Genomic DNA, 20682 nt, shown 5'->3' on the forward strand with positions numbered 1-20682 from the left:
TGTACCAAATTAGGCCCATTCGACCAAGACGAATTCGTTTGCTAGCACACGCCTAGCGGGGATCGACGGCTGATTTAACAACCGCTTTGCTAAGTAGCAGATAGTTCGTACCTCGGAATTCGGTCAACACGCCACTGACCGTCCATTCCTGCCGAGCACGACTTTCGCTGAGCACCTGGCCGACTCGTTCGAGCGAAAGATTCTCAAGGACTCGATAGGTTTCACGCCCACTACTTGGATAAAACGTGATCCGATCGCCAGCCAGTTCGAAGCGGCCAGTCACATCGGTCAGTTTCGTTCCTTCGCGTTGACGATCACCTGCTCGCTCTCCCTCTGGAGCGCGGCGCAATGAGACTGGTCGCGTTTGTGCCGCGACCGCGGCACCGGCCGGAGCATCGCCCCGCCCGAGCGGACAAAGCAAGGTCAACAGAAGTAAAAGAGACAATGTTCGGCAAGCGCGCATGGGCATCTCAGGGTGGCAGCTAATCGTGAGAATCGTTGATCCTGAAATATAGGTCACGTCGAGCGCGTGGTGGCATCGCGTCATTCGGCTTGTTGCTTTCTTGCCACATGATGCCGGCGGGCATCTTGGAGCGACACGTCCGCCCCGGCAATCTCGGCGAACGGCAAACACTAAGTGCTGAAAAGCCAATAGGTTGGACACTCGTCCGGTGGTTACTAAATGGCATTGGGCGCGGTTGTTGCGTTGGATAGTCATCGGTTCTGTTGGTTCCGTTTGTGCCGGTGACTATCCGTCCGGCCTGATCCATTCGCACGGGCATCGCACCATGATTCAGCATCGAGCGTTGTTAGTGGCCATCGCTGGCTTGGCCTGGCAAGTAGCAGCCTGCGTGGCTCAAGAGTCGACGACCATAGTGATCGAAACGTTTTCGGGTCGTAAGTGGGAAGGGCTGATCGACGACAAATCGAATGCTCAGCAGCTGGTCTTGCGCTTCGAGCGCGGCGGCGCGGTGCTGTGGCGGCCCATTGCCTGGAGTGAAGTGAAAGCAGCCTTCCTCGCAGGTAAGCCCATCGCCGCAGCAACGCTCGCTACCAAAGTAAAGGAATTGGCAACGCCCGCGAAGTCAAAAGCGGAACGCGCGAAGCTGCAGCCTTTGCCGCCAGCCGACGAATTCCCCAGTGACACAAAACCGCCACTGCCGCCGGCAAAAGTGATTTCCATCTCGACCGATGCCTTGCTGGCCAATTGGGACGGAGATGTCGAGGCCGACGGACTCGTCATTTATATGCAGCCCATCACCGGTTGGCAGGACGTCGCGCTGGCCAGCGGCACATTGGAAGTGGAGCTCTACGCGCTCGAAGCTCGTGACTTCAGCCTGGCATCGACTAGTCGCGGCCGTATGGTTTCGCCAATCGCTCGCTGGTCGCACGCGGTAAACCCCAGCGACTATGGCCAGCGGGGTGCCACGATTCAACTTCCCTTTCAAGCTGCACATCCTGAATTTGACGATCGCCTTAGTGCTTATGGCCTCGTACACATCAAGTTCTCGGTTCCTGGTAGCGGCGTGTTCGAGCAATCAATCGACGGCGTCCGCATTCGCCCCTGGGCACCGCTACGAGACTATTTGCAGGTAGATACCGGAGCACGATTCTTACCGCACGAAACAACCGGCCGCGGCAAAACTTCGTGGTACACCGACGATCAATAACATGGCGCTCAATAACCAGTAAGAAGCGTTTCACGACTTCCGCGGCGCGGCGGTGGGCTTGGGCTTAACCTGGCTCAGCTTGCGAGGATCGCGGAGTGAAGCAGTAGCATCGAACAACCAGCCCTCCTCTTCGCGCGTCCAATACTGCATGATTTTTCGCGTACCCAGGATCCGAGAGCTGATAATGACGTTCGCCACCAATTGATCAGAATCGGCCTCAATTACTTCGACTTGAACATTAGTTGTGTCGTTGGGTCGAAACTTCTGCTGGATCGAAGCGAAGTGCGTGATTCGCCATTTCTGAAAATCCCCCAGCTCGTACTCATCTTCTCCCACGAGCGCCTCGGCCAGTTCCCAGTCTCCGGCAAGACAGTGGGCAGTCATCTGCGCGGCGAGGCTTTTGGGCGATGTCCCCACCAGAAGCCAGCGCGAGAACATGACGAGCAACAAGCAGCCTAGAACTGCACCCGCAATCAGCACAGTGCGAGAAGGGAGTTGGCTGGTAGTTACTCCCTTCGCAGCCTTTTCTTGTTGACGGTGAAGGAGTGACTTCTCCTGCATTTCGCGAAAGAGGCTTGCCACTTGTTCGACGCTGTGCAGTTTGCCGTCAGGTCCTCGCCTGAGTGGTAATTGGCACGATGTGCATGAAGCGTGGTCGTTCACGTCGAGCAGGGCGAAGCCTGCAATGTGGCACCTCGGACAAGTGAACTCACGCTCGCGGGGGTTACGTCTCAGCAAAGCTTGCCCACTGCGGTCCACTTGATACCAGGCGCGGCACTCCAGGCAGCGCATACCGCGATCCAACTGGTCGACCTGTGCCCATCCGCGCGCGCGGCACGATGGGCACTCCAGCGGCACAAACAAATCCTGTCCCACTGCAGGACGACTTCCCGCAGGGGGCTTTATCTCTGGCTGAGACATTCGACTTTAGTAATCTGTCGCGCTCAGGGCCTCGCCACCCGACCGAGTCGACAAGGCAGCCAACACCCACAGAGCGACTTTATCGGAAATGAACTCCACAGAGCCATCAGCAATGGCAAAATTCGCTCCCCGATCGTGGAAGCTGTAAAACAAGAAGCCATATTCGTTTGAACTGTTGATCTTCATCTTGCCAGGGATTGTGCCACCACACCAATCGACGCGAGCACCGATGGTGTAGGGATTGTCATTCGTGGCCCAAGCGCCACCACGAGCACGAGCGCAGTTGGCGCTCATGGTGTCAGCCACTGCAGGCCTCATCACGCGGCCGCGCCAAACGTCTTCACGGCCCGCACATTCGCCCATCAGAATCGTGTTCGAAGTGCCGTCGGTGATCGACTTGAAGGTCGTCTTGCGAAAGGCGTAAGGATAGGTGTTGCCAGTCGGAATGTTCGGGTTGGCATCTTCGAATGGACGAAGTGCACCAGCCAGGAACGAAGCTCCATTAAAGTTAATCTGGTAGGCGGTCGGCAGATCGGTATTGATTGCCGAAGAAACACCTTCCACGGCGAAATAATCGCCACAGGCACCCACTTTGTCGCCAGCCGATGAATCGAGCTTGTTCTGAATTCGCTCCGGGATCGGAGTCGACGGGCAGATAAACGCGCGAATGTGCTTCTTTGCAGTGGTGCCGTTCGGAATCGCGGTCATCGTCGCTTCGTCGGTATCGCGCCACCAGTTGCAATCGAGATCGTAGTTGGCGTCGCTAACCATGTTCGCCTGCTCGAGGAACGGCAGGATATCAGGAGCCCAGCTACGTTGTGGCTTGGTAGTACGCTTGCTGGCGGGAAGATAGCTCAGCGCATTTTCGTGATTGTGCATCGCAAGGGCAATTTGCCGAAGATTATTTGAGCAGGATGCTCGAGACGCAGCTTCACGCGCCTTCTGCACTGCGGGCAGCAGTAGCGCCACGAGCACGGCAATAATTGCCATCACTACGAGCAACTCCACCAAAGTAAACGCACGTCGCCGAACCAACATTTTCATTGTTACCGCTCCCCGCGCAGGACCACCTCGTTCCCCGCGAGCGAACGTCACGCGCAAGGTTCGAAACAATTTCGTGTGCAACAAACGTCATCGTTTGTTGTCGGCCTGCCGCCCGATGCAAGCGGAGTGCCGCAGAATGCTACGGGAGGTAATTTGAAGGATTCTTCGCAAAACAAGCGGAATTAGACCGATATGCGTTTTGCTTGTCGGTGAAGCGGAGAATCCGGTGTCGGCGACTACAGCGCGCATGTCGAATCTGTCGTCACGCAAACTTAGTCCTTCATGGGCGGCGGGCCGACTGCTGCTTCGGCTTCTGCCCAATCGAGCGTCGCCAGAATTCCGCGCAATGGAATGCGAGTCCAATCGGGACGCTGCTGTAGCTCGAGTTCCAACTCGCTGAGCCACTTGTCGAGCATCAAGCTGGTCAGCAGCAATTTCCGATCGGCTTCGCTTGTGGGCAGGATGGGAACGCCTGCGACGGTCGAAGCATACGACGGCACAAAAGTCCCAGCGACCCAGTTGAACCAGAGCCGGCCCCACAGTCCAAGGCGCTGGCGATCTTCATCCCGAATTGTCCCCTGCGGCCGCCCGCGCCCGGTGCTCAAACCATAGAGGGTCGATATCGCAGCACTGGCAAACGAACTGAGCATGCCCACCACATCGCTGAGCGGTGTGCGTTTGATGCGCCGCTCGCCGATGGTCTGCGTCGGCAACCCCTCCAGGTCGATGAAGACAAAATCGCGACCGGTATGTAACACCTGTCCCAAGTGGCACTCCCCCTGCACGCGCGTTCTTAGCATCGGCAGCTTGCGATCGATCAAGCGGTGGAAACAGGCGAGGATGGCAACTTCGCTCTCAATCACTTGAGCAGCCATCGGACGCAATTCCACGGGCAATGCACTATGCTGCTGTGATAATTCGTAGAGCACATCCAGGGCTTGCGTGCGCATCGCTTGGTAGAGCGACCGTTGGTACTGTGGCGAGAATTCGAGCGGCGCAAACGCGGGTCGTTCGGAAGTATTCGCCAGCGCTAAATGCAATTCGCCCAAGCGGCGTCCCAGAATGCGCACATTCTCGAGATAGCTGCCGATTAGTTCCTCCGCGATTTCCGGCAGCATTCGATCGGCAGCAAACGGATTAAAGCTACTGCCGCGCAGCGTCGCATCAGGATCGGGCAGTGTCGCAACGCGTTCGTAGAACGTGCTGAGGCAATCGAGCGTATATTGCCAGGCGTCGGACTCGTGCGGAACATACTGAGTGACGATCCCCAGGGTCATCGGTTCCGCCTTACGGCGTTTGTATTCCACACTGGCGATCAGCGGCGCAACAGAAACCGGCGCCCCTTGCTCACTCAGCATCGTGCCAATCTCGACCTCCGGATGGGGACCTGCTTCCACGCCCCGATAAACCTTTAGCAGCCATTTGTTGCCGAAGTTATAGCAATGATTGAAGTGCTCGGTAGTAACGATCATGGGTGGCAGCGATGAATCATCGACAGGCATGCTTTGCAACTTCGACGTCACCAACTCGCCACCGAATGCCCCCGGAACACTGCGGCCACTTTGAATGGCGTCAAAAACTGCCTGGGCAAAGGCCGGCACTTCCGAAGTGTCGTAGAGCACTCCCTGGACACTATCTGGACTTCCTTTCAGGCGAGCTACGATTCTGCCGAGTTGTGTGGCAGGCCATTCGTCAAGCACATCGAGCGGAGCGAAGCCCAACGGAATTGCATGCGACTCAGGATCGCCTTCGTTAAATTCCATTTCCATGATTGCCAGATGGAACATACCGGGAGCGATGGCCAAAACATCGCGTAAGTGCGTCGCGCGAATCTTGCGAGTTGCTTTTTGCTGGGGAATCGTACGCTGCAAGTAGGTGCGCAGTACCCCGGCGAGTGCCAAGTCACCAGCGCCGGCAAAGATCTGCTCCCAACTGATTGCGGAAGCGGGCACGATCAATTCGGGCACTCGCGCGGGTAGCCCCGCGGCAATCGCTTCGGTCTTCGAACCAAGAGAGAACCAATAAAACGTGTGTGGGCCGAGGGTGAGCAGGTAAGGGAGTTTGCCGATTTGCGGAAAGGGAGTCTGCCCAAAAAGTTCGACCGGGGCGATTCCTTCGAACGAACTCAAATCAAGCTCGACATACTGCACGAAGCGCGAGAGGTTTGCCACTACAAGCAAGGTCTCGCCCTGATATTTTCGTACGAAGGCCAGAATTTTGCGATTCTGCGGGTCAAGAAACTCAATCGTGCCGCGGCTGAAGGCCTGATGCTGCCGGCGCAAACCGAGCAAACGCTTATTCCACCACAACAGTGAGTGTGGATTCGACTGCTGCGCTTCGACGTTGATGGCTTCGTAGTGATATTCCGGATCGATGATAATCGGCAGGTAGAGCTTCTGCGGATTGGCGCGAGAGAAGCCGGCGTTGCGATCGCCGCTCCATTGCATGGGAGTGCGCACGCCGTTTCGGTCGCCGAGATAGATATTGTCCCCCATGCCGATTTCGTCGCCGTAGTAGAGCACGGGTGTCCCGGGCAAAGAAAACAACAGCCCATTCATCAGCTCGATGCGGCGGCGATTATTGCTTAACAAGGGAGCCAGGCGGCGGCGGATGCCGAGGTTGATGCGGGCATCGCGATCGTGCGCATAAGCGCGATACATCGAATCCCGCTCTTCGTCGGTCACCATTTCGAGCGTGAGTTCGTCGTGATTGCGCAGAAACAGAGCCCACTGGCATGAATCGGGAATGGCCGGCGTTTGCTCCAGAATATCGACAATCGGAAAGCGATCCTGCGTGTGCATCGCCATGAACAGGCGCGGCATCAGCGGAAAGTGAAAGCACATATGGCACTCATCGCCGTCGCCGAAATAGGCGACAGCATCTTCGGGCCATTGATTCGCCTCAGCAATCAGCATGCGATTAGGAAACTTCTGCTCAATATGCGAACGGACAGCTTTGAGAAAGGTGTGAGTCTCGGGCAAGTTTTCGCAGATCGTCCCTTCGCGCTCGTATAGATAAGGCACGGCATCGAGTCGCATGCCATCGACGCCCATCTCCAGCCAGAAATCCATGATGGGAAATAGAGCTTCCCAGACTGCAGGATTATCGAAATTCAAGTCGGGCTGATGCGAGTAGAACCGATGCCAGAAATAGGCTTTGGCAACGCGATCGTAGGTCCAGTTCGAGACTTCGAAGTCCTGGAAAATGATGCGCGCGTCGCGATACTTCTCGGGCGAATCACTCCAAACGTAGAAGTCGCGCTCGGGACTTCCCGCCGGTGCGCGGCGAGCGCGCTGAAACCACGGATGCTGGTCGGAGGTGTGATTGAGAACAAGTTCCGTAATCACTTTGAGCCCGCGTGCATGCGCAGCAGAGAGAAATTCGCGAAACATCTCCATGTTGCCATACTTGGGATGAATCGACGTGTAGTCAGCGATGTCATAGCCATCGTCCCGCAGCGGCGAAGGATAGAACGGCAATAACCAAATGGCGGTAATGCCGAGGTCTTGCAGGTAGTCAAGCTTTTGCGTCAGCCCGCGAAAATCGCCCGTGCCATCGCCAATACTATCGTGAAACGCACGAACGTGTAGTTCGTAAATTACGGCGTCTTTGAACCATTGCGGGTCACTCATGATGTGCTCTCCTCAGTGAATGCTTGGGGGTGAAATCATTCACCACCCTGCATTTTTTAAAGCAACTGAAGTGCCACGCCCGAGTCTTTCGCGCGCTGACGTTTGTGAAGCTCTTAATGAAGAGCCTTTTCGGCGACAATTCTCGTAACAGGTATTTGTGGTGCATCGGGCGACACGGGATCGCGATCGAAAATCATGGTCAAAGTAGCTAATCGTTTTTCAATCGCGGGGGTGAGCGCGCCGGGCGGCATCCGCCAGGACCAATTCCCGGTGCCGGTACCGGGGAGATTCATCCGCGCTGCGGAGCCAAGTCCGAGCAAATCTTGTGCGGGCACAATGGCGGTGTCTGCAATCGAACCCAGTGCCTGTCGGATCATATCCCAATGAATTTCGGAACCGTCGCCCCCTACATAACTCAAGACAAGATTTCGCTCGCGCTCGACCTGTTCGTTGTTACGCGTGGTGCCGTCCCCTGCTGCGCTGAGAAACCAGCCGACGGTTGTGTCGTTATCGTGAGTACCGGTATAGACCACGCAGTGGCGCGGGTAATTGTGCGGGCGATAGTCGAGTGACTTGGCATCGTCGCCGAAGGCGAATTGCAACACTCGCATGCCGGGCAAGCCTAGTTCATCTCGCAATTGTTCAACTTCCGGCGTAATTAGCCCCAGATCCTCAGCGTAGATCGGCAGCCCGCCGAGTTTGGCAGCGAGTGCTTCGAATAATGCTTTGCCGGGACCGAACACCCAGCGCCCACCGACTGCAGTGGGTGAGGTACCAGGGATTTCCCAATAGGCTTCGAAACCACGAAAGTGATCGAGCCGAACGAAATCGAACATTTGCAGAGAGTGAGCCATCCGCTGGCACCACCAGTCATAACCGTTAGCGTGCATGCGATGCCAACGATAAAGCGGATTACCCCAGCGCTGGCCCGTCGCACTAAAGTAGTCGGGTGGCACACCGGCGACGACCGTTGGTTGCCCTGCCGCATCGAGATAGAACAAGTCGGGATTCGCCCAAACGTCGGCCGAATCGTGCGAGACGAAAATTGGCGCGTCGCCGATGATCATAATTCCCGCGGCATGACAGCGCTTGCGCACGGCTTGCCACTGCCGCGCGAACAGGAATTGAACGAATGCATGACGTTCAATGGCTTCTGCCAAGGCCACGCGCACACGCGCTAAAGCATCGAGATCGCGCCGCGCGAATTCGGCTTGCCAGACGGTCCAACCACTGCCGCCATGAAACTCTTTCAAAGCTGCAAACAAGGAGTAATCTGCCAGCCAGGCTGCTTGCGAATTCTGAAACGCTATAAACGCAAGTTTTAGCTTCGCATTGGCAAGCGATCGGTAGTTGTCGTAAGCACGCCGTAAAAGTGCTTCGTGTGCGGGGCGAACCTGATCGAAGTCGACTTTGGTTTCGTCAGCGGAGACCGGAAAAGCTTTCAAATCGGCCGCGGTCAACAAACCATCGTCGACGAGTCGCTCCAAGCTGATGAGCAGGGGATTGCCCGCGAACGCAGAGTAGCACTGATAGGGGGAGTCCCCATAACCGGTGGGGCCCAGCGGCAAGACTTGCCAGCGGGTTTGGCCGGTTCGCTGCAGGAAATCAATGAAATCGTCGGCCGCAGGCCCGAGGTCGCCGCAGCCGAATTTGCCGGGGAGTGAGGTAATGTGGCAGAGAATGCCCGAAGATCGATGGGCGGAAATGGCAGGTCGAGTCATGGTGTCTCCTTACAACTTGATAGATTTCCGCCTACTTGCGCAACCATAATGATACGGGAAAATTCGCCAGCGCCAGGCCCGCTTGCAATCGTTCGCCAAGCGCGCACTGTTCGGTGCTAAATACGTTCTGCCAACCTTCGCCGCGTAGCGATGCCGGCATTAAAACGGCGGCATCCATCCACACGCTATCGCCAACAGGTGCATTCCCGCCCGGAACGAGGCTGGCGATCATCCGCGGCACAATGACAATTGCCTGTTTGCCTTCGTGGATGCGCGCGAACGCGCAAATGTGCTCGGCTTGCGAACCACTCACCTCCAGCGGTACGTACTGCCCGCCAGTGAACAACTCGGGTAACTCACGCCGCAATTGCAAAGCCTGCTGGTGAATGAACAGCTTGATGTTGCCATCCGTAGCCCGTTCAACCAGATTCTTCAGTAGTGCGGCGCGGCCGGGATCCTTAGCACGGTGTTCCAACGCCCGCAGTCGTTCGTCGAGAAGGCGAAAATCGACCGGGCGACGATTGTCGGGATCAACAAGCGTCAAGCTCCAGACTTCGGTGCCGGGATAAGTATCGGGAACTCCGGGAGATGTTAATTTCAGCAGCGTTTGCGACATCGAGTTCCACCAACCCCAGCGCGTTACCAGATCGGCAAAGGGCTCGAAATCGACTCGGAACGCGCTCGCTGGCTCGACGGCTAGAATAGCCTTTACAAAATCGTGCGTGGCATGTTCGTAGGCTTCATTCGGCGCGATCCAGCTCGAATTCGTCTTGGCCTCACGCAGGGCTTTGCTCAAGTACTGGCAAATACGTTCGATGTATTCGTCGAGCGCCGAACCCGAAAGAGAGGCCGCTGGCCAGCTGCCGAGCAGGGTTTGATAAAGCAGGTACTCGTCATTGCGACTCGGGGCCAGCTCGCCATCGACCTTGATCTTTTTTCGCTTATTCCAGCGCGACCATCGGAGCACGCATTCTTTCCAGCGAGTGGGAATTTCGGAGAGGGTGTTAATCCGCGCACGGACATCTTCGCTGCGCTTGGTATCGTGAGTCGAGAGGCAAGTGAGTGAGCGGGGATAGCGATTCTGACGATCGAGATTCTGTTGATGAAAGGCGGTCGTGCTCAAGCCGAAACGACTCGGGTCGCCGCCCACTTCGTTTAACGAGATGAGCCGCAGATAGCGATAGAAAGTGGTGTCCTCGACCGCCTTGGCCATCATGGGGCCAGTAAACTGCTGGAAGCGGCCGACGAAATTTAAACGCAGTTGGCGCTCGCGCTCGGACGCTCGCTCTAAATTGCCGTGCAACAACACTTCGCGAATGAAGTCATAGACGTGATGGCTATCAGCTGGGTTTTTGCGCTTCGCGCGGGCAACGGCTTGTTCGACGTAGGCACGATCGCGCTCGCGGACCTGGTCGCCCACGGTGTAAGTGCGATAGACCGGAAAACAGGCGACAATCTCGCGCAGCGCCAATGTTAGTCCGTTGAGCGTGAAGTCGTGCGACCAGCGCTGACATTCGGAAATGCGGTCGAGCTGATGGCTGAGAACATGGAGTTCGCTCGCCATCGAGACCTTCATGATCAGCCGTTTGCTGTGATAGGTCATTTCTTCAAAAGAGGGCTTATCCGAGATGAACCGCTCATAGATGGAAGTAATTGCTTTTTCATTTCGACTGTCGACAAACAGGCTATTCACGTCGACGAGAAAATCGTAGCCCGAAGTTCCGGCGACGGGCCAATCGATGGGAAGTCGTTCGTTGCGTTCGAGAATTTTCTCGACAACTACATACAGCGCTTTGCTCGCTTCAATCGATTTTGTGGTGCGGTAGCGATCCGTCACCAGTTGTCGGAGGCGAGGTACGAACGATTCCCAGGGAAGCATTGGTTCTGTTTGAGTGGCGGACTGCACTGCGACGCGGTCGTACTCCGCGCGACAGAACTGCAACCAGCGCTCGATCTGCAGATTGAGCAGATAGCCGGCCGGATCGTAAAGCCCATCCGCGTGATCGATACGGAGGCCATCGAGTTTTCCATCGGCAATCAGCTTGAGCACGAAGGCATGCGAACGGGCAAAGACTTCTGGCTGTTCCATGCAAACGGCCGCCAGGCCATTCACATCGAAGAAGCGACGGTAATTGATTTCGTCAGAAGCCACGCGCCAATGAGACAAGCGATAAGCCTGATCTTCGAGCAGTTGTTCCAAGCGGTCGAAGCTCTGTGGATTTCCCGCTTCACCATTGAATTGTTGCACGTTCTTCTGAATAAAGTTGAGAATCGTCGGTTCTTGATCCGCCACCGTTCTTAGTCGGCGCTTGATGATTTCTTTCTCGCGATCGCGCTCGGCCCGTTGTGCCGGATCGGTTGTTTCGCGCGGCGGGAGGTGATTGATGGCCGTGAGAATGCTTTGATATTCGAGGGCTGCGGGATTCTCCGCACCGAGTGCCGTCGTCAATTCCTCCAGACGATGGCCGAGAATCAGCGAGTAAGTGCGGGGGGCAATGGGAAACGAGCGCTCGTAGTATCGCAATAGGAACGAACCATCGGCATATTCCAATTGCAACTGCTGGTTCTCGAGAACGCGGCCAAATTGATCGCCCAGAACAGGAAGCAAGACTTTGTTGGCAAGTTCTGATTTGAGCGGCGACCAATCAATGTCGAAGTAAATCGCGAACTGAGAACTGGGGCCATTTTCGAGCACGTCTTGCCACCAGAGATTGTCATTGCTGGCGACACCCATGTGATTGGGAACGAAGTCGAGAATATGCCCCATGCCTGACTGGCGAAGCGCGGCCACAAAGGCATCAAAATCCTGTTCGCTGCCGATCTCAGGGTTCAGCTGACCGTGATCGACGATGTCGTAGCCATGTTCGCTGCCAGTGACCGCTTTAAGGTATGGCGAAGCATAGCAATGACTTACGCCGAGGCGTTGCAAGTAGGGAATAATCGCGGTGGCATCAGTGAAGCGAAACTTGTGATGCAACTGCAAACGATAAGTCGCGGCGGGTTGCACTTGCTGCTGAGCCTGGCGCTCGGCAACCGCCATCCACTCGGCGGCGAGAAGACCTTCGGTATCTCCGGCAGCGGCCAACGACATGTGAGGTTCTTTCTGCAATAACGACTCACTCGCTAAGTGCGAGGAATCTAGCGAGGCAATTAGCCTTGCCGACGGAGTTTCCTCCAGCAGTTCAGAATTGGGAGAGAGAGTCTGTTCAGCAGCTGGCAGGGACGTCATCGGCAATGCACCTTCCTTAACACTTCGAGCATTCAGCCACCAGCGGGTCGCAGCTGCTGCAGGCCCTTGCAGCGCGCGGCGCTGCCGAGGGCAGAACTTCGCCGCCAGCAGAGCAAGCGGCATGCCGATGCGTCTTGCGACCCGAGGCACATGTCGCAAGCCATTACACAGAAATAACTTACAAACACCGTGCCGGATTTGCAGATAGATTCGTTGAACGATTTGCAGCCAAGGTTCGGTCGAGGACGTTACACTGGAGGTCAAAACGGAAGAAGCCTACGATGCCTTGGAATAGTTGGAAGAAATTGCCATTGCCGGTGATTGGCATGGTCCACTTGTGGCCACTCCCGGGCACGCCGCGGAGTGAATTGAGTCTGTTGGACATTCGCGATCAGGCGCTCCGCGATGCCGAAGCGCTTGTCAGCGGTGGCGTACACGGACTGATGATCGAAAACTTTGGCGATACTCCGTTCGAGCCCGGCTGCGTGCCACCGGCGACCATTGCCCAATTGACCTGGCTACTCGCTGAGGTCAAACGTCTGGCCGCCACCATTCCTTGCGGCGTGAATGTGCTGCGGAACGATGCCCTGGCTGCGCTCGCAGTGGCGGCCGCAGCGGGGGGCGAATTCATTCGCGTGAACGTGTTGACTGGCGCGCGCGTGACCGATCAAGGAATCATCCAAGGGCAAGCGCACGAGTTACTGCGTGAGCGAAAACGCTTGAATGCCGGGGCTATTCAAATCTGGGCTGATGTCGACGTCAAACATTCCGCTCCGCTCGCGCCACGCCCCATCAGCGACGAAGTCGGCGACCTCGTGTACCGCGCGCATGCCGATGCCGTGATCGTCACCGGTCGCAGCACCGGCGCTGCGACCAGCCTTGATGATTTGCAGCAAGTCATTACGGCTGCCGCAGGCAAGCCCGTAATCGTCGGCAGCGGCGTATCAGCCAGAAACATCGCCAATCTGCGCGGCAAAGCTGCGGCCGTCATTGTGGGCTCGTCGCTGAAAGTCGATGGCGTGGCGACGAACGGGGTCGATCCGCAGCGGGTAAAGGAACTGCTGAGTTTGCTCGCTTAAGTTTCCGCGGGTGGCCGGAAAACACGAGAAAACTCGCAGTGAATGCCGCTCTTTCTTGTTACCGCCCCGTTCATCCGTTAAGCTGCCACGCGGTTCGCTGCATTTCACTTCCCGCCTTCCCACCTCTGCCGGAGCCCGCCTGTGCTATTGGCTGAAATGAATTGGCCTGCTGTGGCCGCGTTGCCCAAGACGACGCCGGTCGTCATTCCCATCGCTGCCATCGAACAGCACGGCCATCATATGCCGGTGTTCACCGATAGCCTGCTGCTGGGCGAAGTCATTCGCCGGGCCCACGAGCAGTTGAAAACGAAAGTCCTGTTCACGCCCCTGATGTGGCTGGGCAATTCCGAACATCACATCGACTTTGCCGGCACCATGACAGCTGCCCCGCGGGTTTATCTCGACCTGCTGAGCAATCTGATCGACAACATGATCACGCACGGCTTTCAGCGGATTGTGCTGGTCAACGGCCACGGCGGCAATCACGTGCCCGGGCAACAGGTGGTCTTTGAACTGCGGCAGAAACATCGCCAGCGGAACGACCTGTTGCTTCTCAACGCCACCTATTGGCTGCTCGGTGGCAAACCCTACGAACTCGATTCCGCGCTCGAACAACGCCGCATGGGGCACGCCTGCGAATGGGAGACGTCGATGATGCTCCGCATTCGCCCAGACCTGGTGACCGACCTGAACAAGACCGTGAACGTCGACTTCGGCAATCCCTTTGAGCCGGGGAGCCGCGGTTGGATCACAAAAGAACGAACCCCGACCGGACACATTGGCGATCCGCGCAAGGCGACTGCCGAGAAAGGTGAAACGCTGTTCAGCGTGTTCACGGCAGACGTTGTTACCTATATCGAGCGGATGCTGGCCTGGGATGGCAAATCATGGAACGGTTAAGCGACGATTCCACTCCAGCCCGGCCGGGCTATTGGAAGTGGACGATCTGCGGCATGTTGTTCTTGGCAACCATGCTGATGTATTTGGATCGCCAAACGCTGTCGGCCATGTCGAAGCGAATCATCGAAGAGTTTTCGCTCTCCAAAGAGCAGTACGGCATGCTCGAGTGGGGCTTTGGGCTGGCCTTTGCTGCCGGAGCCATCGTGAACGGTCTGCTGGCGGATCGGTTCAGTGTCCGTTGGCTCTATCCACTGGTGCTGATCGGCTGGTCACTGGCCGGTGTCGCCACCGCCTGGAGCGCCGAAATTGGCGCAGCACTGCTGCCGATTGTGGGAGACAATCACACCTGGCTCGGCATGACGGGCCAGAGTAGCGACGGCGGTTACCTGGGGTTATTCGTTTGCCGCGTACTGCTGGGCTTTTGCGAAGCGGGGCATTGGCCTTGCGCACTCATCACGACGCAAAGGTTGCTATCGGGGGCCGATCGAACCTTGGGCAACAGCGTGCTGCAAAGCGGGGCTTCGGTCGGCGCTGTGCTCACTCCTCTCGCGGTGATGGTGATGCTTACCGAAGACTCGTCCAGTTGGCGGCGGCCGTTCATTGTCATTGGCTTGTCCGGTATGACTTGGGTCATTCCCTGGCTGCTTTTGGTGCGCGATTCTGACCTGCGCTTGAAAGCGGCCCCAGCGCCAGCCAGCGGTGAGACTGCGCCACCGATCTGGACGCGTGCTATCTTTTTGAAGATCGCCGTGCTTCTCTCGATTGTGGTGACCATCAACATGACCTGGCAGTATTTGCGCGTGTGGATGCCACTGTTGCTGCAAGAAGAGCACAAGTACAGCGAGACGTTCATGTTCTATTTCATCATGGCGTTCTACCTGGTGGCCGACGTCGGCTGCATCGCCGCTGGGGCAGCGGTGAAAGGTCTGGCCGGGGGCTGGCTATCGCTCAATCGCGCTCGTTTGGCGGTCTTCGCGGTCTGTACAGCCGGAGCGATGCTGACGGCCGTGGCTGCGAAAATGCCCGCCGGCCCCATATTGCTCGCCGTGTTTTTGATCATCGCCGCTGGCACGCTCGGCTTGTTCCCGGTGTACTACTCCCTTTCGCAGGAACTCTCGACCCGCCGACTAGGAATGGTGACTGGCGTGTTCGGTGCCACGACGTGGATCATCACGTCGGTCATGCAGCCCATCGTGGGGCGCAGCATCGATGTTTCGCACTCGTACGCGACCGGCCTGTTTTGGGCCGGCCAAGTGCCGCTCATCGGCTGCTTGGCGCTCGCGCTGCTGTGGCCAGACTCGCCGGAAGAGAAGTCCGTGGGATAGGCTTCTAGCCTGTCGTATCTGTTCGCTGCTCACACAGGCTGGAAGCCTATGCCACGTTTAAGTTAACCCGGTGATGGGCTTCGGGGTGGTAATGGCGCGGACCAGATCTTGTGGCATGCCGGTCATGAGGCGAACCTGACCCAAATCGAACAAGCTATGCATGACGGTGGCCAGCAGGTTATCGAGTTCCTGCGGTTCGGTGTGTGGCTCGCCCGCATCGTCGGTGCTCTGACCGATAACCTGGCCCATATTCAGCCCGCCACCGCTCAATAGCAGTGGCGACAAGCCACCCCAGTGATCGCGACCGCCGTTCTTATTGATTCGCGGCGTGCGCCCCATTTCGCCACATACGACTACGAGCACTTTCTCGCTCAGCCCGCGCTCGTGCAAATCGTCGATCAAGGCCGAGAGAGCGTAATCGAGCGGGTTGCCCATGTATTGCATCCCCTCTTCCACGCCCGTGTTGTTCACATCCGCGTGCATGTCCCAGACAAAGTTGGTGGTGACCGTGACGAACCCGCAGCCCGTTTCGCACAGGCGGCGAGCCAGCAGCAAGAGTTTGCCCAGCGACTTGGCGTTGTCGACGTAGTTGTTGTAGTTCTTCCACTTGGGGTTGATCTGATTGGGACGAACGAGTGGGGCCGTATCGTAACGGGCCACCGTCTTGGCATCTTCGGTTGAAAGGTCGAAGGCCTTGGCAATGCCGCCGAGTACGGTTTGAAAGGCCTGCTGCTGCAGACGATCGGCCCCGAGCAGGTTGCCGTCTGAATCGAGCCCGCGTTGCAAGCGATCGAGTCCAGCAAGAAGATTGCGACGATCTTCGACGCGATCGCGCGACAGTCGCAGTTCGAGGTCTTTCTGAAAGTTCCCTTCGCCACCTGGGGAGAACGGCGCGTAGGCAGTTCCCAGGCTACCGGTCGAGGCAAACTTGCCGAACTTATTCTGTTCCGCTTGCGTGCTGGGGTCGACGGCCCGAGGAAACAGCGCCGCGTTCATCGGCATGCCAGTGACCGGATGATTGGTTCCCGCAATGCGCGAGTAGAGCGAACCCATGTTCGCCCCCATCGTGTGCTTGCCGACGATGGGCTTGATATCGTGATTGGCATCGCCCGTGCGGAACGAGCGGACGATGCTGAACTTGTCGTTCATGCTCGCCAGCCGGCTAAACGTGCTGCCGAAGGTAATGCCGGGCAACTTGGTCGAGATTTCGCCGGTCGCGCTGCGCACGCCAGCGGGAGCGGTCATCTTGGGATCGAACGTTTCGATCTGGCTCGGCCCGCCATGCAGGAAGACAAAGATCACTGAACGATCGCGGAGCCCCTTCGCCTTGGAGTTAGCCGAGCCGGCCAGTGCTTCACGCTGGGCGAGCAACTGCGGCAGTGTTAGTCCACCGAGCGCGAGGCCGCCAACGCGGAGGAAGTCACGGCGTCCGAAGCGCGAATTTCCATCATGAAAGGTGAGCATGACTAAGCTTCCTAAAAACGAACCAAGGCGGGCGAAGGAGAGGCGGGACTAACCAAACAGTTCTTCAAGCGGGCAGCCACCGTCCACGATGGGTACCGGGCGACCTTGCATATCGGCGAGTTGCATGTGCGGATCAATGCCGAGCGCGGTGTAGATAGTCGCGGCCAGATCTTCCGGCGTGACAGGCTTATCGATGGGGTAGGCTGCGTCTTTGTCGCTGCTGCCGTAGACGATGCCGCGCTTGATGCCGCCTCCGGCAAGGACTGCGGGGAACAGCGTACTCCAGTGACTGCGGCCCCACGTGGCGTTGGCTTGCGGCGTGCGCCCCATTTCGCCCATGCAGACGACCAGCGTTTCGTCGAGCATCCCGCGATCTTTCAGGTCCTCGACTAGCGATGCGAGCGCGTTGTCGAGCGAAGGAAGCAAATGTTTTTTTACGTCGTTGCTGGACGAGTGCGAGTCCCAGCTTTGGCCATCACAGGCATCGAAATGAACTGTGACAAAGCGAGTGCCCGCCTCGACCAGGCGGCGCGCCATCAGCGTCGATTGACCGAACAGATTGCGGCCGTAACGATCGCGCAGGTCGGGGTTTTCTTCGGTCAGGTTCAGAGCTTTGCGCGTGGCGGAAGAAGTGGCCAGCGACCAGGCCCGTTGTTGCAACCGATCCCAGGCGGCGATGCCGGCGTGGTGATCGAGTTGGCGTAGCGAATCGTCGAATTGGCTCACGAGGGTTTGTCGTTTTTCCAAACGATCGAGCGTGATTCCTTCGGGCAGCGAGAGCCCTTGGATCTCGTATTTGAGTTCGTCGTCCGTGCAAGCGCGGAAGTAAGGATTGTCCTTGGCTGACCGCTTGGTGATGTTCGTCGTCAGGCCGTCGTAGCCACGCCCGAGCCAGCCGCCATATTCGCCCGGCCGGCGCAGTTGCGACGAGAACTCTTGCAACTTGCCGAGAAAATTCGGCAGCACCGCATAGTTCGGCAGTTCGCTCGGCTTGGCACCAGCCCGGTGCTGTTCGACATACTCCGTTACCGAGCCCATGGACGGCCAGTCCCGATTGGTGGCATTGAAGCCACCACCCAAGGGAACTTGCCACCGATGGCCCGTTTGAATGTAGTGCCCACCCCCGCTGTGATCATTGTAGTTGTGGGTCATCGTGCGGATGACGCACAGTTGGTCGGTAATGCCCGCCACGCGCGGCAGGTGCTCGCTGATGCGCAGATCCGGCGTGCGGCAGGCGATGGGCATGAAGGGGCCGCGAATCTTCGCCGGCGCGTCGGGCTTGCAGTCGAATGTTTCCAGTTGGCTGGGACCACCAAACAGGAACATGAAGATTACGGACTTGGCCCGCGGCTTCAGTTTGGAGGTTGATGGTGCCAGCTGTTCCGCGGCCATGACATTGGCTAGCGACAGGCCCAACAGCCCCGAGCCAGCAGCTTGGAGCGCAGTGCGACGCGTGACGCGATTGCAGGCGGTAGGGGGCGAGTTTCCCAGCAAGTTCAGCATTGGTCGCCTCACAGGCAAGGTGGCGGGGCGGGCATTAGTACAAAGTATCGGCCACCGCTGATGTATGCAAGAGAATTCTCGTTGCCCGAGCCCGATTAACCCGCCCTAAAGTGAAGTGAAATCGGTGGTTGAGTCACTTGGCCACGTTTCCGATGAATTCGCACGCAGCAGTGCTGGTTTTGATTTTGAACTGCTAGATTTGCTGACGTTGGCCTAAAAGTCCTCCGGACTCCAGACGAGGGCGTCCCGGAAACATCGGTCAGGTTGGTGCTGACTGCCAACCAACTCGCGCAGCTACTGCGGCGCGGGCTTGCCGACTTCGAAATCCTTTACCGTCTTTTCGAGTGGAAATTCGACGGTCGTTTCGTAGGGCTCAAAGAGTGGCTGACCATCGGCAAGCGTTTCTCCCTCGATGGTTGCGGGCACGCCATCGGTGCCAACGATGCGAACTTTATAGGCTCCGCCGACAACGCCCTGCTCGAGTGTCGTATCGTACTTACCATTGACGATCTCGGCACCGCCACCGGGACCGCTATTGCCTTGCTCGATGCTCGGCTCGAGCGTGATGAACCCCTTGGGAACGGGCTTACGATTGAAGGTAACCGTACCCGAAACCGGATATCGCTTCGGCCCACTTTGACTGGGTCCGCAGCCCGCTACGACGAACAGCAGTGCTAGGCCCGCGATGATTCCCTGCGGAACGCGAAACGATCGATCCACGCTCACTGCTGGAATCCTCCTGACGGGAGACCGTCGTCGCGTTGAGCGAGTTGGCGATACATCGAAAGATCGATATTCTGCGAGACAAAATGGACGGAGCCATCGAGCATCGCAAAACCAGCTCCGCCGGGATGATGGCTGCTGAACCCGCGCGTATCGTGAATGCCTTGGTTCTTGTGCAGATTGATCGCGTCCTGAGCACCAGCCAGGTTGCGCGTGTAGGCACAGCCATCTTGTTTCGCACTGGCCGCCCAAGCAGCGTTGCCATAACGCGACTCGCCAAGCAGAAAGACATTAGCGGAACCATCGGTGGCGTTGCGAAAGCCAAGCTTCGAGCCGCCGAAGAGCATGCCGGTCACATACATGCCCCGCTCGTTTGCCGGGCTACAACTGGAGTTGCCACAGTCGGGAGCAGAGCCGCCACCTTGCACGCCAAAGTAGCTATTCAACTGCTTGTTCTTAACGAACCGAATGTCGCTGGGGCACTGATACATCTTGAGCGGAACGACCACGGCACCATTCGCGGCTGCCATTTGATTGCTAACGTCTTGAAACACGACGTTGAAGTCAAAGCGCGAGTGCATCGTCGCTTGTTCGCTGTAAGGCAGAATCAAGACCGTGAATGGCGCTCCCTGCACGCCGCCAGTTCGGCACCAGGTGGAATTGGTCGAAACGCCGGGATTGCTGGAGATATAACCGGGAGGCAGATACAGGAACGTATCGTGATAGTTATGAATCGCCAGAGCGAGTTGCTTGAAGTTGTTCTTGCAGTGCGTGCGACGGGCCGCTTCGCGAGCGGCCTGCACGGCTGGCAGGAGCAGTGCCACCAAGACGCCGATAATGGCAATCACTACGAGCAGCACAACGAGCGTGAAGCCCGTGGGTCGACGAATACGTGCTGCCATGACGAGCAATCCAGCTGGGGAGGGTTACAGCTTTGAGTTTCAGCTCTTGCGCGATCTATTTTAGCCACAGAAGATCGAGTGCCCACCGCTATATCGGGTGACAGGCTTGCGAATTGCCGCAAATTCTCGCCAGAAAATCGCTGCTTCAATTCTATGGTGACGAAGTGGCCCCGTCAGTGGTTGGCAGGTCGAGCGGCGTACTCAACTTCTCGACGAACTTCACGGCGATCTCGAACAGGGGACCATTGCGGCGACAGCGAATGCGCTGCGCAAGCAAGCGAACAACCAGTTCGTGCTCGGCCGCCTGAATGCTGACGATGGCCAGATCGGTGAGGAGTGGCCGATCGCAACAAAAGCGCAGACCACTTTGAGAAAGGTCGAGGCTGACCGCGTGCAAGGGTTCACCAGCGGCCTCGTGGCCACCGGCAACGGGCTGAATGATCAAAACCAACGATGCCGGGTGCCGGACAGCCTGTCGGCGATTCGCTTCAACCTGGAATGTCATCATTGCTTCTTGCAACTGTGGCTGACGCAACGCCAGCCCGACCGAGAGTCTCTCCAACGAATTC

The 20682-nt window shown here is 57.6% G+C and carries 15 protein-coding genes; 4 read left to right on the forward strand and 11 right to left on the reverse strand.

Features of this window, described 5'->3' with window-relative positions; all coding sequences use genetic code 11:
• Window positions 1-52 precede the first annotated feature (52 nt).
• Complete coding sequence (locus ETAA8_RS25090) at window positions 53-547, reverse strand: hypothetical protein (RefSeq protein ID WP_145095062.1); 495 nt, start codon at window positions 545-547, stop codon at window positions 53-55.
• Window positions 548-788: 241 nt separating this feature from the next.
• On the opposite strand from ETAA8_RS25090, the gene ETAA8_RS25095 reads away from it, so the two are divergent.
• Complete coding sequence (locus ETAA8_RS25095; RefSeq protein ID WP_145095065.1) at window positions 789-1670, forward strand: hypothetical protein; 882 nt, start codon at window positions 789-791, stop codon at window positions 1668-1670.
• Window positions 1671-1700: 30 nt separating this feature from the next.
• Here the strand turns inward: ETAA8_RS25095 and ETAA8_RS25100 are convergent, their stop codons facing one another.
• The 5 genes from ETAA8_RS25100 to treY all read right to left on the reverse strand — a co-directional run bounded on the left by ETAA8_RS25100 (window position 1701) and on the right by treY (window position 12340).
• On the reverse strand, window positions 1701-2252 hold the full coding sequence (locus tag ETAA8_RS25100) for a hypothetical protein (RefSeq protein ID WP_145095067.1): 552 nt from the start codon (window positions 2250-2252) through the stop codon (window positions 1701-1703).
• Window positions 2253-2597: 345 nt separating this feature from the next.
• Complete coding sequence (locus ETAA8_RS25105) at window positions 2598-3629, reverse strand: DUF1559 family PulG-like putative transporter (RefSeq protein WP_449224064.1); 1032 nt, start codon at window positions 3627-3629, stop codon at window positions 2598-2600.
• Window positions 3630-3907: 278 nt separating this feature from the next.
• Entirely contained in the window at window positions 3908-7267 is a 3360-nt protein-coding gene (gene treS / locus ETAA8_RS25110; protein ID WP_145095073.1) for a maltose alpha-D-glucosyltransferase, read from the reverse strand.
• A gap of 113 nt (window positions 7268-7380) precedes the next feature.
• Complete coding sequence (gene malQ / locus ETAA8_RS25115; RefSeq protein ID WP_145095076.1) at window positions 7381-8988, reverse strand: 4-alpha-glucanotransferase; 1608 nt, start codon at window positions 8986-8988, stop codon at window positions 7381-7383.
• Window positions 8989-9019: 31 nt separating this feature from the next.
• Window positions 9020-12340 (reverse strand): malto-oligosyltrehalose synthase, encoded by a 3321-nt coding sequence (treY, locus tag ETAA8_RS25120; RefSeq protein ID WP_145095080.1) that lies wholly within the window; start codon window positions 12338-12340, stop codon window positions 9020-9022.
• A 158-nt stretch (window positions 12341-12498) separates the two neighbouring features.
• On the opposite strand from treY, the gene ETAA8_RS25125 reads away from it, so the two are divergent.
• The 3 genes from ETAA8_RS25125 to ETAA8_RS25135 all read left to right on the forward strand — a co-directional run bounded on the left by ETAA8_RS25125 (window position 12499) and on the right by ETAA8_RS25135 (window position 15521).
• The gene (locus ETAA8_RS25125) at window positions 12499-13296 is read left to right on the forward strand and encodes a BtpA/SgcQ family protein (protein WP_145095083.1); all 798 of its coding nucleotides are present in this window, start codon (window positions 12499-12501) and stop codon (window positions 13294-13296) included.
• 156 nt (window positions 13297-13452) lie between these two features.
• Complete coding sequence (locus ETAA8_RS25130; protein ID WP_202921258.1) at window positions 13453-14196, forward strand: creatininase family protein; 744 nt, start codon at window positions 13453-13455, stop codon at window positions 14194-14196.
• Complete coding sequence (locus ETAA8_RS25135) at window positions 14184-15521, forward strand: MFS transporter (protein ID WP_145095089.1); 1338 nt, start codon at window positions 14184-14186, stop codon at window positions 15519-15521. The genes ETAA8_RS25130 and ETAA8_RS25135 overlap by 13 nt, the downstream gene beginning before the upstream one ends.
• Window positions 15522-15578: 57 nt before the next feature.
• Here ETAA8_RS25135 and ETAA8_RS25140 read toward each other — a convergent pair whose 3' ends face one another.
• The 5 genes from ETAA8_RS25140 to ETAA8_RS25160 form a co-directional block, all read right to left on the reverse strand.
• Entirely contained in the window at window positions 15579-16985 is a 1407-nt protein-coding gene (locus ETAA8_RS25140) for a DUF1501 domain-containing protein (protein ID WP_145095092.1), read from the reverse strand.
• 48 nt (window positions 16986-17033) lie between these two features.
• Window positions 17034-18488, reverse strand: a complete 1455-nt coding sequence (locus tag ETAA8_RS25145) for a DUF1501 domain-containing protein (protein WP_145095094.1) — start codon at window positions 18486-18488, stop codon at window positions 17034-17036.
• Window positions 18489-18782: 294 nt separating this feature from the next.
• Window positions 18783-19214 (reverse strand): hypothetical protein, encoded by a 432-nt coding sequence (locus ETAA8_RS25150; protein WP_145095097.1) that lies wholly within the window; start codon window positions 19212-19214, stop codon window positions 18783-18785.
• Window positions 19211-20113: a DUF1559 domain-containing protein gene (locus ETAA8_RS25155; RefSeq protein WP_145095100.1), complete on the reverse strand. Its 903-nt coding sequence runs from the start codon at window positions 20111-20113 to the stop codon at window positions 19211-19213. Before ETAA8_RS25155 ends, ETAA8_RS25150 begins: the two co-directional genes overlap by 4 nt.
• 151 nt (window positions 20114-20264) lie before the next feature.
• Window positions 20265-20621, reverse strand: coding sequence for a PilZ domain-containing protein (locus ETAA8_RS25160; RefSeq protein WP_145095103.1), 357 nt, complete (start codon window positions 20619-20621; stop codon window positions 20265-20267).
• Window positions 20622-20682 lie beyond the last annotated feature (61 nt).

Source organism: Anatilimnocola aggregata (assembly GCF_007747655.1).
In the GTDB taxonomy this organism is placed as follows: domain Bacteria; phylum Planctomycetota; class Planctomycetia; order Pirellulales; family Pirellulaceae; genus Anatilimnocola; species Anatilimnocola aggregata.

What these genes read in the sequence shown, in the direction of transcription:
- ETAA8_RS25090 (WP_145095062.1), bottom strand. Translation starts at nt 547, where the DNA reads ATGACGCGATGCCACCACGCGCTCGACGTGACCTATATTTCAGGATCA.
- ETAA8_RS25095 (WP_145095065.1), top strand. Translation starts at nt 789, where the DNA reads ATGATTCAGCATCGAGCGTTGTTAGTGGCCATCGCTGGCTTGGCCTGG.
- ETAA8_RS25105 (WP_449224064.1), bottom strand. Translation starts at nt 3,629, where the DNA reads ATGTTGGTTCGGCGACGTGCGTTTACTTTGGTGGAGTTGCTCGTAGTG.
- treS (WP_145095073.1), bottom strand. Translation starts at nt 7,267, where the DNA reads ATGAGTGACCCGCAATGGTTCAAAGACGCCGTAATTTACGAACTACAC.
- malQ (WP_145095076.1), bottom strand. Translation starts at nt 8,988, where the DNA reads ATGACTCGACCTGCCATTTCCGCCCATCGATCTTCGGGCATTCTCTGC.
- treY (WP_145095080.1), bottom strand. Translation starts at nt 12,340, where the DNA reads ATGCCGCTTGCTCTGCTGGCGGCGAAGTTCTGCCCTCGGCAGCGCCGC.
- ETAA8_RS25125 (WP_145095083.1), top strand. Translation starts at nt 12,499, where the DNA reads ATGCCTTGGAATAGTTGGAAGAAATTGCCATTGCCGGTGATTGGCATG.
- ETAA8_RS25130 (WP_202921258.1), top strand. Translation starts at nt 13,453, where the DNA reads ATGAATTGGCCTGCTGTGGCCGCGTTGCCCAAGACGACGCCGGTCGTC.
- ETAA8_RS25135 (WP_145095089.1), top strand. Translation starts at nt 14,184, where the DNA reads ATGGAACGGTTAAGCGACGATTCCACTCCAGCCCGGCCGGGCTATTGG.
- ETAA8_RS25140 (WP_145095092.1), bottom strand. Translation starts at nt 16,985, where the DNA reads ATGCTCACCTTTCATGATGGAAATTCGCGCTTCGGACGCCGTGACTTC.
- ETAA8_RS25145 (WP_145095094.1), bottom strand. Translation starts at nt 18,488, where the DNA reads ATGCTGAACTTGCTGGGAAACTCGCCCCCTACCGCCTGCAATCGCGTC.
- ETAA8_RS25155 (WP_145095100.1), bottom strand. Translation starts at nt 20,113, where the DNA reads ATGGCAGCACGTATTCGTCGACCCACGGGCTTCACGCTCGTTGTGCTG.
- ETAA8_RS25160 (WP_145095103.1), bottom strand. Translation starts at nt 20,621, where the DNA reads ATGATGACATTCCAGGTTGAAGCGAATCGCCGACAGGCTGTCCGGCAC.